This window comes from Vibrio viridaestus, from assembly GCF_003856525.1.
GTDB lineage: Bacteria > Pseudomonadota > Gammaproteobacteria > Enterobacterales > Vibrionaceae > Vibrio > Vibrio viridaestus.
The window spans coordinates 122,925-134,986 of sequence record NZ_RJVQ01000003.1 but is presented as its reverse complement, the minus strand read 5'-3'; the positions used below and the strand labels follow the sequence as shown (position 1 = coordinate 134,986).

11 protein-coding genes are annotated in these 12,062 nt (G+C 41.6%); all 11 read right to left on the bottom strand.

Features of this window, described 5'->3' with window-relative positions; genetic code table 11:
* Positions 1 to 19: 19 nt before the first annotated feature.
* The 11 genes from lapB to clpP all read right to left on the bottom strand — a co-directional run bounded on the left by lapB (position 20) and on the right by clpP (position 12,040).
* On the bottom strand, positions 20 to 1,189 hold the full coding sequence (gene lapB / locus EES38_RS08200; RefSeq protein ID WP_124936700.1) for a lipopolysaccharide assembly protein LapB: 1,170 nt from the start codon (positions 1,187 to 1,189) through the stop codon (positions 20 to 22).
* Between the two features lie 25 nt (positions 1,190 to 1,214).
* Positions 1,215 to 1,487: a LapA family protein gene (locus EES38_RS08195; protein WP_124936699.1), complete on the bottom strand. Its 273-nt coding sequence runs from the start codon at positions 1,485 to 1,487 to the stop codon at positions 1,215 to 1,217.
* Between the two features lie 142 nt (positions 1,488 to 1,629).
* A complete protein-coding gene (ihfB, locus tag EES38_RS08190) occupies positions 1,630 to 1,995 on the bottom strand; it encodes an integration host factor subunit beta (RefSeq protein ID WP_500691473.1) in 366 nt (121 codons plus the stop codon).
* 5 nt (positions 1,996 to 2,000) lie between these two features.
* Positions 2,001 to 3,674: a 30S ribosomal protein S1 gene (gene rpsA / locus EES38_RS08185; RefSeq protein WP_124936697.1), complete on the bottom strand. Its 1,674-nt coding sequence runs from the start codon at positions 3,672 to 3,674 to the stop codon at positions 2,001 to 2,003.
* A 111-nt stretch (positions 3,675 to 3,785) separates the two neighbouring features.
* Positions 3,786 to 4,466, bottom strand: a complete 681-nt coding sequence (cmk, locus tag EES38_RS08180) for a (d)CMP kinase (protein WP_124936696.1) — start codon at positions 4,464 to 4,466, stop codon at positions 3,786 to 3,788.
* A gap of 168 nt (positions 4,467 to 4,634) precedes the next feature.
* The gene (locus EES38_RS08175) at positions 4,635 to 4,967 is read right to left on the bottom strand and encodes a ComEA family DNA-binding protein (protein ID WP_124936695.1); all 333 of its coding nucleotides are present in this window, start codon (positions 4,965 to 4,967) and stop codon (positions 4,635 to 4,637) included.
* Positions 4,968 to 5,099: 132 nt separating this feature from the next.
* On the bottom strand, positions 5,100 to 6,962 hold the full coding sequence (gene ppiD / locus EES38_RS08170) for a peptidylprolyl isomerase (protein ID WP_124936694.1): 1,863 nt from the start codon (positions 6,960 to 6,962) through the stop codon (positions 5,100 to 5,102).
* A gap of 155 nt (positions 6,963 to 7,117) precedes the next feature.
* Positions 7,118 to 7,390, bottom strand: coding sequence for an HU family DNA-binding protein (locus tag EES38_RS08165; RefSeq protein ID WP_124936693.1), 273 nt, complete (start codon positions 7,388 to 7,390; stop codon positions 7,118 to 7,120).
* A gap of 194 nt (positions 7,391 to 7,584) precedes the next feature.
* On the bottom strand, positions 7,585 to 9,936 hold the full coding sequence (gene lon / locus EES38_RS08160; RefSeq protein WP_124936692.1) for an endopeptidase La: 2,352 nt from the start codon (positions 9,934 to 9,936) through the stop codon (positions 7,585 to 7,587).
* 118 nt (positions 9,937 to 10,054) lie between these two features.
* Positions 10,055 to 11,335 carry an ATP-dependent protease ATP-binding subunit ClpX gene (gene clpX / locus EES38_RS08155; protein ID WP_124936691.1) on the bottom strand — a complete coding sequence of 427 codons (1,281 nt, stop codon included), beginning with the start codon at positions 11,333 to 11,335 and terminating at the stop codon, positions 10,055 to 10,057.
* 75 nt (positions 11,336 to 11,410) lie between these two features.
* On the bottom strand, positions 11,411 to 12,040 hold the full coding sequence (gene clpP, locus EES38_RS08150; protein WP_124936690.1) for an ATP-dependent Clp endopeptidase proteolytic subunit ClpP: 630 nt from the start codon (positions 12,038 to 12,040) through the stop codon (positions 11,411 to 11,413).
* Positions 12,041 to 12,062: the final 22 nt, after the last annotated feature.

Sequence of the window (12,062 nt, the reverse complement as noted above, 5' to 3'; positions counted from 1 at the left end):
CTTTACTCGATATTATTTTTTATTCACCATCTAAGCCACGAATAGGCTTGATAGTTCCCCATCCTTTGCAAGACGGGCAGTGCCAATACATTGAATGAGTGGAAAAACCACATTGCCTGCAACGGTAGTGAGGCTTTGCTTTAAGCTGTTCTCCAACCAAGATTTGTAATGCAGTTAAACTTTCCTTCGCTCGCCCTTCTTCTGCTTCACTTAAGTGATAGTCCATCAAACGATAAAAACCTTTCATCGTGGGATTTTTTATCAATTGACGAGTCATAAGGTCGAGGGCATCTTCAGTCCCTTCATGTTTCGCGACCAGATTAGACAGCATTAATTCAGCCGTTGCCCCTGCTTTGTTTTGAATACACTCACGCAAAAATTCAACAAGCTCTTTTTCTTGTCCTAAATGGTGATAACATTCAGCAATAATAGGCAGAACTTCCGATATAAAATCAATATCTTGTTCCAAGACATGCTTCAAGTGCTTAATAGTCAGCTTATAATCGGATTTCTCTAGATATAGCTTGCCCAACTCGATAGACGCTCTAACACAATCTGAATCTTCTGAAAGCGCCTTTTTATAAAGATGGATGGCTTTTTGCTCGTCTCTAACAGCATTGGCATCAGCGGCTAATTCGCAATAAAAATGAGCGATATTAGCGCGCATTTTTTTACTTCCAAGTTTGACTAGACTTTGGGCAGCATCAATCGCCTTGTACCATTCCCGAGTTTGCTGATAGATTGAAACTAATTGGAGTAAAGCGGATTCTTTTAAATCTGGTTCATCAAGTAACTGTTCGAAAATTTTCTCAGCTCGGTCAAGAAACCCTGCAACCATATAGTCTTTCGCTAATTGTTGTAGAGCTAAACACTTCTGTTCAACCGTTAAACCGGATCTTGAAATTAGATTCTGGTGGATACGAATTGCCCTATCCACTTCACCTCGTGAACGAAACAAGTTACCTAACGCCAGATGGGTGTCAATCGTCTCATCATCAACCTGAAGCAGCTCAATAAAATGGTCAACTGCTTTATCAGATTGATCAGACAGAAGCATATTCAAGCCGGCCACATATTGGCGGGAAAGCTGATGTGATTGTTTCTGTTTATTCTGTTGCGCACTTCGATGCCCCATGTACCAACCATACGCGGCAGCAATTGGTAGCAACAAGAATAGAATTTCTAACATTAACGAATTGACCTACGTAACGAGTTTATTCGGCTTTAGTAGCGATTTCTGTTCCTTCGTATTGTTTCAGCTTTTTCGCTAATCTTCGAGCTTTAATATTCGCTTTCAGATGCAAGCTACCAAAAATTAACCAAGAAATGAAGAATCCGAAGATAAAGACACCACCTAATAACCACGCTAAGTGAAAATCACTCTTCGCGATCAAATAATTAAACTCAACTAACACTTGATTTTGAGCGCCAAGTGCCAAAGCGATAATAAACACAATCAACAGAAGAATTATTTTTATTGCTTTCATGATTAGAAAACCCTTTTAGTTATTGGCTCCATCGATTATGCAGGAAAAAGTCATGCGAAACCATGTTTAAGATTAAGATGTTTCGCGAAAAAGGCGGCAATCTATTACGATTAGCCGCCTTTAAAAATATCAAAAAATTTGATTATATACCGCTATTTACGCGTTCACGTAGCTCTTTACCAGGTTTGAAGTGAGGAACGTATTTACCTTCCAATTCCACTTTATCACCAGTTTTAGGGTTGCGACCCACACGAGGCTCACGATAGTGCAATGAGAAACTACCAAAACCGCGAATCTCAATTCTATCACCAGTTTCTAATGCAGAAGCCATATGTTCCAGAATATCTTTCACAGCGTCTTCTATCTCTTTTGCTGACAGATGTGTTTGTTCAGCACATAATCTCTCGATTAATTCAGATTTCGTCATAGTTTCCCTCTCATCATTGCAATATCGATAATGACATTGTCGCGAAAAAAAAGGAGCCCATCGGGCTCCCTTTCTAGCGATTATAATTATTCGCTCTTAGCAGCAGCCTTGAATGCATCAGCCATAGCATTACCAAACGCAGCATCATCTTGCTTGTTCAGAGAAGCCATTGCTTCTTGCTCTTCCGCTTCATCTTTAGCTTTGATAGATAGGTTGATTACACGATTCTTACGGTCAACACCAGTAAATTTCGCTTCAACACTGTCACCAGCGCTTAGGATTAGAGATGCGTCTTCAACACGGTCACGTGAAACTTCAGATGCACGAATGTAACCTTCAACACCATCTTCTAGTTCAATTGTAGCACCTTTCGCATCAACTGCAGTAACAGTACCATTAACTAGAGTGCCTTTTTTGTTATCAGCAACATATGCGTTGAACGGGTCGTTTTCCATTTGCTTAACGCCAAGAGAAATACGCTCACGTTCTGCATCAACAGCAAGAACAACAGCAGAGATTTCGTCGCCTTTTTTGTATTCACGAACAGCTTCTTCTCCAGGAACATTCCAAGAGATGTCTGATAGGTGAACAAGACCGTCGATACCGCCTTCTAGACCGATGAAGATACCAAAGTCAGTGATAGACTTGATCTTACCAGTTACTTTGTCGCCTTTAGCCTGAGCTTCAGCGAAATCTTGCCATGGGTTAGTCTTACATTGTTTCAGACCTAGAGAGATACGACGACGTTCTTCGTCGATATCAAGAACCATAACCTCAACTTCGTCGCCAACATTAACAACTTTAGATGGGTGAATGTTCTTGTTAGTCCAATCCATTTCTGAAACGTGAACTAGACCTTCAACGCCTTCTTCGATTTCAACGAAGCAGCCGTAATCAGTTAGGTTAGTTACGCGACCAGTTAGTTTGTGACCTTCTGGGTAACGCTTAGCGATTGCTACCCATGGATCTTCGCCTAGCTGTTTAAGACCTAGTGATACACGAGTGCGATCACGGTCAAACTTAAGAACTTTAACTAGGATTTCATCACCAACGTTTACGATCTCAGATGGGTGTTTAACACGCTTCCAAGCCATATCAGTGATGTGTAGAAGACCATCTACGCCGCCAAGGTCAACGAATGCACCGTAATCAGTAAGGTTCTTAACGATACCTTTAACTTCAGTACCTTCTTGTAGAGTTTCAAGAAGCTCATCACGCTCAACACTGTTTTCAGACTCGATAACAGCACGACGAGAAACAACAACGTTGTTGCGTTTTTGATCTAGCTTGATTACTTTGAACTCTAGCTCTTTGTTTTCTAGGTGAGCAGTGTCACGGATAGGACGTACGTCTACTAGAGAACCAGGAAGGAATGCACGGATACCGTTAAGTTCAACAGTGAAACCGCCTTTCACTTTACCGTTGATGATACCAACAACAGTTTCAGCTTCTTCGTACGCTTTCTCCAGAACGATCCAAGCTTCGTGACGCTTAGCTTTCTCACGAGAAAGTTGAGTTTCACCGAAACCATCTTCAACAGCGTCTAGGGCTACGTCTACTTCAGAACCAACTTCAACTTCAAGTTCGCCAGCAGCGTTCTTGAACTGTTCAGCAGGAATAGCAGACTCAGACTTAAGACCAGCGTCAACAAGAACGAAACCGTTCTCGATAGCAACTACAGTACCTTTAACAATAGTACCAGCTTGGAATTCAGTCTCGTTTAGAAACTCTTCAAAGAGTTGAGCAAAAGATTCAGTCATTTAATTAATCTTCACAATGTGTATAAACAACCACGGGCATCCTACCGCGTGGGGTTATGAATTTCGCCAACCACCATCCTTGCGGTCAACGTTCTACACTGGCAGACTGTATTAATCTGACAGCTTTGATCTTGTATATTTTAGCGCATTTTCGAGAACTTCGTCGATAGTCAGCTGCGTTGAATCTAACACAAGTGCATCTTCCGCTGGTCTTAGTGGTGCCACCGGACGATTCCTATCACGATCGTCACGTTCTTGAATTTCGCTTAAAAGGTCGTCAAAGTTAACATCTAAACCTTTACTTTGCAACTGTTTGAATCTTCTTGACGCTCTTTCTTCTGCACTGGCATCTAAGAATATTTTTACTGGAGCGTCAGGGAATACGACGGTCCCCATATCACGACCATCAGCTACCAACCCGTAACCCTTGGCAAAAGATCGCTGCCTACGTAAAAGTGCTTCTCTTACTCTAGGTAATGCCGCTACTTTTGAAGCCGCCATACCTGTCTGTTCTTTTCGGAGTTCGAGGGAAACATCCTCACCTTCAAGTATCACTTTAACCAGATCCCCTTCTGCAATAAATTCGACATCCACATGCGTCGCTAGAGGAACTAAGGCATCTTCCGATTCAAGATCAACAGCGTGGTGGAGTGCTGCCAAGGCTAAAACACGATAAAGAGCACCTGAATCAAGTAATTGGAAATTAAGTTTCTTGGCCAATAACATACACAATGTGCCTTTACCGGCCCCACTGGGCCCGTCTACCGTGACTACTGATGTAACAGAGGACATATTTTGCTCCAATTTTCTGCTTTCGGATAACAGCTCCGATTAATTCAGCGACAAATTATAATGGCTAAGAAGTTTATGAACCACTCGTTATTGGAATTAGTTACGAAAAACAGATCTTTGAAACAGAAATTGAGCGTACTGCTCAATTTCTTGAATTACGGATAGGTATTAGAGAGTGATACGTTCACGATTTTTGTTAACCGTCGCGGCACCAATCCCTTTAACGTCCGCTAATGACTCGACACTACTAAACAAGCCATGCTCCTGCCTAAAAGTTACAATCGCTTGCGCTTTGGAGGGACCAATACCGATTAATTTAGCTGCGATTTCCTCAGCACTAGCTACGTTAATGTTAACAATAACGTTTGCCTGATTCTCCGATTTTACTTGTTCTGACAGAAGGTGTTCATTTGGACTAGTTTCAGCTTGCTCTCCAGCTTGTGACGCAGAAGAAAAACACACCATGAGTAAAATGGGTAATACTAAAGATATAAATTTCATTAAATTTCTCCGTTGATTTTGACCAGGAGACAATAAATTGAAACCAGCATATGAGTAAGCTAAAGCAGATAAAAAAACGACGAACTCACGAATGTGTCCGTCGTTTATTACATTGTTCTAAACAGAAAGTGCTTAGTTAGTCGCACTTAAATGATATTCGATATCTGCATTCGCGCGTAAAACACTCACAATACCTGTGGCGTCTAGTTGGCGATTAACCCGCACTAACTGACTCTCTACCTGCTTAATGAATTGATCCTGCGGTGAAGACTCAACTTTACTCAATGCAACAATCACAACATTACCCTGCTGATCTTGAGTTTGAGCATAGCTTGTCGATTCCTTAGTAGGCTTTTTCATTTCAAACACAGCTTTGGCTAGTGGTGAATTACGATCAATAACCTCTTCTTCACCGAAAGACAGATTATTCTGTTCTAGCACGGATGAATCGTTTTTATTTAGCGCAGCGATTGTTTTCTGTGCTAATGCTTTTGCTTCTTGTTCTGCCTTAACATTCGATAGTTTTTCTTCCACCTGAGATCTTACCTCTTTGAGCGGCAACACTGTTTCAGGACGAACCTCATCAACTCGAACGACAACGACATCTTCAGGACCAACTTCTAATACCGAAGAGTTCAAACCTTGCTCTTTCACATCATCACTGGTTAATGCGTCTTTAACCGCAGTAGAAGAAAGCAATTCTGGTAAATCATCTAGCGAAATAAAATCAGTGTGCGTTACCTTACCTTTAACCGCCTCAGCCGATGGTTCTAATGAATCCGGACTTTCAAAAGCAACTTTTTCCAAGTCATTTTGCATGGTGTAGAACTGGTCAACCGCTTTTTCTTGCTGGATACTAGCAATAATATCGTTCTTTACATCATCAAATGGCTTAGCTTGAGCGGCTTTAATATCATCTAATTTGATAATGTGATAACCAAAGCTGGACTTAACGACATCTGAAATATCCCCTGTATTTTTAAGAGCAAATGCTGCCTTTTCAAATTCAGGATCCATCACACCTTTCTCAATCCATCCTAAGTCGCCACCTTCTTTTGCACTACCAGAATCTTGCGATTCTTTTTCCGCTACTGCTGCAAAGTCAGCACCATCACGTAATTCTTTAAGCACTGCCTCAGCCTTTTTCTCATCATCACCTTTGATGAGAATGTGGCTAACGTGGCGTTGCTCTTTGGTTGAGTACTGATCGATATGTTGCTGATAATAATCTTTTGCTTCTTTGTCGGTTACTTGAATAGCGTTTTTCAACTTATCTGCAGACAATTCTAAATAAGATATTTTCATCTGTTCAGGACGAGTAAAGTCATCTTTGTGCTCATCGTAATACTTTGATACTTCGTCATCACTTAAGGATACGTTTTTAGCAAGGTCATTGACGTTAAGCGTAATGGTTTTAACCGTTCTTTTTTGAGCGAACAATTCAGCCTGTTGCTTAGCCTCATCTTTTAGAGTGAACTCACTTGCTTGGATTGCACCTAAAAGTTGTTGCTTGAGCAGATCTTTACGCATATATGATGCGAATGAGTCTGCAGAGAATCCAGCGCGAGTAAGCGCGTTCTTATAGAGCTCTTGGTCAAACTTGCCATCAGTTTGGAACTGAGGAATATCCAAAATAGCCTGGCTAACTTGAGCATCACTCACTCGGAGTCCAAGAGATTTGGCATGCTGCTCTACTAATACATCATTAATCATTCGATCTAGGACCGAACGGCGAAGCGACGCTACATAATTAGGATCAGCCAGAAGGTTTGAAAAATAATCACCCAACTGAGACTGCATGCGATTACGTTCGTTCTGGTATGCTTGCTCGAATTCAGCTCTGCTGATTTTAACACCATCAACTTCAGCCGCAGCATTACTGCCACCACCAACTAGGTAGCTGCTAACACCAGCGAAAACGAACGACAGGATAATTATCCCCAAAATAATTTTTATCGCGAGACTACTTGCGCCCTCGCGTAACCGATCCATCATAATAAAACTACTCTCCGAACAGGAAGATTATGGTTAATTTTCTATTTCTATAAACTAAGTCAACGGATGATATCAGAAAAAAGAAATGCGCATCACTAAGATGCGCATTTTTTCAAATGGTTCGATATAAATTTATCCTAAAATCGGAAAATTTATTAGTTACAAGCGTCTTTAAGCGCTTTACCTGCTTTAAAAGAAGGAACTTTAGCTTCAGCGATTTGAATTTCTTCCCCTGTTTTCGGGTTACGTCCAGTACGTGCCGCACGAGTGCGCACGCTGAATGTACCGAAACCTACTAACGCAACTTGATCGTCAGCTTGTAGCGCACCACCAACTGCTTCAATGAATGCATCAAGAGCGCGGCCAGCTGAAGCTTTTGAAATATCTGCGTTAGCAGCAATTTGTTCTACTAATTGAGTTTTATTCACTGTTATACCCCTTTGGCGACCTGTTATTATTTTTTAAGGTGCCTACTAGTTCCATTAATGTTATTAAAACAAGCCTAAAGCCTTGGTATGGCTGGATTTAAGCTGTAGTCGATAAACTTAGCGTCCAAAAAAAACGCTGACAAGCCTTTTTATGCGAATCAGCGTAAAGTTTTAGTTATTTTTGCCACATATCACTATTTTTGTGACACAAATTCAACTCCTGACGGATCTCTTTCAAGCGCAATTTTCAAAACATCATCAATCCATTGCACAGCAATCACATCCAGATCGGCGATGACATTTTGTGGTATTTCTTCCAGATCTCGCTCGTTATCTTTAGGGATAAGAACAGTCTTGATACCGCCACGGTGAGCAGCTAAAAGTTTTTCTTTCAAGCCACCGATAGGAAGAACTTCACCGCGTAATGTAATTTCACCCGTCATAGCAACTTCAGCTTTAACTGGATTACCTGTTAAGCTCGAAACTAATGCAGTACACATGGCTATACCTGCACTCGGACCATCTTTAGGCGTCGCCCCTTCAGGCACGTGAACGTGAATATCACGTTTTTCGTAGAAGTCTTCATTAATTCCCAGCTTAGATGCACGAGAGCGAACAACGGTCATCGCTGCTTGAATAGACTCTTGCATTACATCGCCGAGAGAACCTGTCTGAATTAGTTTACCTTTACCAGGCATAGATTGAGTTTCAATGGTAAGTAAGTCACCACCAACTTCCGTCCATGCAAGTCCAGTCACTTGTCCGATTCGGTTACTATCTTCTGCTTTTCCATAGTCAAAACGCTGTACACCTAAGAACTCTTTTAGATTGTCTTGGTTTACCACGACTGTTTTGCTGTCTTTATTTAGAAGAATTTTCTTAACCGCCTTACGACAGATTTTCGAAATCTCACGCTCTAGGCCACGCACCCCAGCTTCTCTCGTGTAATAACGAATAACACCAACTATAGCCGAATCATCAATGTCTATTTCAGACTCTTTTAGACCATTACGTTTGATCTGCTTAGTAACAAGGTGACGTTTAGCTATGTTCAGCTTTTCATCTTCGGTATAACCCGCAAGACGAATGACTTCCATACGATCTAACAATGGGCCAGGGATGTTCATTGAGTTTGAAGTCGCTACAAACATCACATCAGATAAATCGTAATCCACCTCAAGGTAGTGGTCGTTAAACGAATTATTCTGTTCTGGGTCAAGAACTTCAAGCAACGCAGATGCAGGGTCACCACGCATATCTGATGACATCTTATCGATTTCATCGAGAAGGAATAGCGGGTTCTTAACGCCAACTTTGGACATTTTTTGAATCAGCTTACCGGGCATGGAACCAATGTAAGTCCGTCTATGACCTCGAATCTCAGCTTCATCTCTGACACCACCAAGCGCCATACGCGTGTATTGACGACCCGTTGCAGCTGCAATAGAACGACCTAGAGACGTTTTACCCACACCAGGAGGACCAACAAGACACAGAATAGGTCCCTTGAGCTTATTAATACGATTTTGTACCGCGAGATATTCCAAAATACGCTCTTTTACGCGTTCAAGACCGTAGTGATCAGCATTAAGAATTTCTTCAGCTTTCGCCAAATCCTTTTTAACCTTGGAGCGTTTATGCCATGGAACACTAACCATCCAATCGATATAACCACGAACGACTGTCGCTTCAGCAGACATCGGAGACATCATTTTGAGCTTTTGCAGTTCTTGTTCGGTTTTCTCTTTTGCCTCTTTAGGCATTTTGGAGTCTTCGATTTTCTTTTTCAGTGCTTCAAATTCATCAGGAGCATCATCCATCTCACCAAGTTCTTTCTGAATCGCTTTCATTTGCTCGTTCAGATAGTACTCACGCTGAGATTTCTCCATCTGCTTCTTAACGCGGTTTCGAATTCGTTTCTCAACCTGAAGAAGATCAATCTCCGATTCCATCTGGCCCATCAAGAATTCGAGACGCTCGACTACGTCCAGAATTTCCAGCACATTTTGCTTGTCAGCAAGCTTTAGAGGCATGTGGGCTGCAATGGTATCAGCTAAACGAGCCGCTTCATCGATACCATTTAAAGAGGTTAAAACTTCAGGTGGAATTTTTTTGTTGAGCTTTATAAAGCCTTCAAATTGGCTAATTGCACTGCGAACAATAACTTCCTGCTCTTTTTCATCAAGCTCAGGTGTTTCAAGATACTGGGCGTTCGCAAGGAAGAAATCATTTTCGATAAAAGATTCTATTTTAGCGCGCTGTTGACCTTCAACCAGAACCTTTACGGTGCCATCAGGTAATTTCAAAAGCTGTAGGATAGTTGCAACTGTACCCACTTCATACAAATCGTTCATGGTGGGTTCATCAGTATCAGCCTGCTTTTGTGCAACTAATAAGATCTGTTTATTGACATCCATTGCCGCTTCAAGACACTGGATAGACTTTTCTCTACCTACAAACAACGGAATCACCATGTGTGGATACACCACTACATCGCGCAAAGGTAATACGGGAATCTCAATACGCTCGGAACGTTCCAAGTTCATATGCTTCTCTCTTCCGCTTTTAAGTATATATGGGAGTATATGGGGACTAACTAACTGGTTTCAATGACAGAATTAAAAAAGGAGGAAATTAATTCCTCCTTTTTGAACTTTTTTGTGACTATTCGGCGCCAGCGGCCTGATTTTCGTTACTGGAATAGATGAGCAGCGGTTTTGATTCTCCGTTAATAACGGTTTCATCAATTACAACTTTGCTCACATTCTCTGCAGAAGGTAAGTCATACATTGTTTCAAGTAAAACACCTTCCAAAATAGAACGTAAACCACGAGCACCTGTTTTGCGTTTCATTGCTTTTTGAGCAATTGCCTTCAGAGCATCTTCTCTAAATTCAAGTTCGGCGTTCTCAAGCTCAAACAATGCTGCATACTGCTTGGTAAGCGCGTTTTTCGGCTCACACAATATCTGAATAAGAGCTTCTTCATCTAGCTCTGTCAGTGTCGCAGTCACAGGAAGACGACCGATAAACTCAGGAATTAAACCATATTTAACAAGATCTTCTGGTTCAACCTGACTAAATAGCTCACCAATAGTCTTCGATTCAGATTTAGAACGCACCTCTGCGCCAAAGCCAATACCAGTACCCGTTGCAACTCTCTGCTCAACCACTTTGTCAAGCCCAGCAAATGCACCACCACAAACAAATAGTATCTTAGAAGTATCAACTTGTAAGAACTCTTGCTGTGGATGCTTACGACCTCCCTGAGGAGGAACTGAAGCGATAGTACCTTCGATAAGTTTTAGCAATGCTTGCTGAACACCTTCACCCGAAACATCGCGTGTGATTGATGGGTTTTCAGATTTACGGGAAATCTTATCAATCTCATCAATATATACGATGCCACGCTCTGCTTTAGCAACATCGTAATCGCATTTTTGCAGTAGCTTCTGGATAATGTTTTCAACATCTTCACCAACGTAACCGGCTTCGGTTAGTGTTGTGGCATCTGCCATTGTAAACGGAACGTCCAGAAAGCGAGCCAGTGTTTCTGCAAGTAGCGTTTTACCACTACCTGTAGGGCCAATAAGTAGAATGTTACTTTTGCCCAGTTCAACACCATCACTGGTCTTGTCTCCATTGCGTAACCGTTTGTAGTGGTTATACACAGCAACAGCTAGCACTTTCTTTGCATGATCCTGACCGATCACATAGTCATCTAAATGTTCACGAATCTCTCTAGGGGTAGGTAGAGCAGTTGATTCTTTCTTTGGAAGAACATCTTTGATTTCTTCACGAATAATATCGTTGCAAAGATCGACACATTCGTCACAAATATAAACCGATGGACCTGCGATCAGTTTGCGAACTTCGTGCTGGCTTTTGCCACAGAAAGAACAGTACAACAGCTTGCCACTACCGTTCTCTTTGTTTTTATCTGTCATTCGCTAACCTCTTAGCTTTCACTCATACACTGAGTTTATAACAATTCAAACCAAATTGCGTCACTCTATTTGACTCTATTTGTCAGCTCTATGAGTCAAGACGGCGTCAACTAGCCCATAATCAGCAGATTGTTGCGCAGACATGAAATTATCACGGTCTGTATCACGCTCAATAACTTCAAGTGGCTGACCAGTGTGTTCTGAAAGTAACGTATTCAATTTTTGTTTGATACTTAGGATCTCTTGAGCATGGATCTGAATATCCGAAGCTTGACCCTGGAATCCACCAAGCGGTTGGTGAATCATAACTCGGGCATTTGGAAGCGCATAACGCTTGCCTTTAGCACCACCAGCGAGTAGAAAGGCACCCATTGAGCAAGCCTGACCCATACAAACTGTACTTACATCAGGTTTAATATATTGCATTGTGTCATAAATTGACATACCCGCAGTCACACTACCACCAGGAGAATTGATGTATAGGAAGATATCTTTGTCAGGGTTTTCTGACTCAAGAAACAGTAACTGTGCAACAACAAGGTTAGCCATGTGGTCTTCCACTTGACCAGTTAGAAAAATAACACGCTCTTTTAGCAAACGAGAATAGATATCGTAAGAACGCTCTCCGCGTGAAGTCTGTTCGACCACCATTGGCACTAACGCGTCAATAATTGGTGACATCGCATTTTTTTCTTGGTAGCTCATATTCTTATGTCCCTAAAATAAA

Excerpts from the sequence above, each read along its gene's own strand:
- lapB (WP_124936700.1), bottom strand. The coding sequence starts at position 1,189 with ATGTTAGAAATTCTATTCTTGTTGCTACCAATTGCTGCCGCGTATGGT.
- ppiD (WP_124936694.1), bottom strand. The coding sequence starts at position 6,962 with ATGATGGATCGGTTACGCGAGGGCGCAAGTAGTCTCGCGATAAAAATT.
- clpP (WP_124936690.1), bottom strand. The coding sequence starts at position 12,040 with ATGAGCTACCAAGAAAAAAATGCGATGTCACCAATTATTGACGCGTTA.
- lon (WP_124936692.1), bottom strand. The coding sequence starts at position 9,936 with ATGAACTTGGAACGTTCCGAGCGTATTGAGATTCCCGTATTACCTTTG.
- cmk (WP_124936696.1), bottom strand. The coding sequence starts at position 4,466 with ATGTCCTCTGTTACATCAGTAGTCACGGTAGACGGGCCCAGTGGGGCC.
- EES38_RS08195 (WP_124936699.1), bottom strand. The coding sequence starts at position 1,487 with ATGAAAGCAATAAAAATAATTCTTCTGTTGATTGTGTTTATTATCGCT.
- rpsA (WP_124936697.1), bottom strand. The coding sequence starts at position 3,674 with ATGACTGAATCTTTTGCTCAACTCTTTGAAGAGTTTCTAAACGAGACT.
- clpX (WP_124936691.1), bottom strand. The coding sequence starts at position 11,335 with ATGACAGATAAAAACAAAGAGAACGGTAGTGGCAAGCTGTTGTACTGT.
- EES38_RS08175 (WP_124936695.1), bottom strand. The coding sequence starts at position 4,967 with ATGAAATTTATATCTTTAGTATTACCCATTTTACTCATGGTGTGTTTT.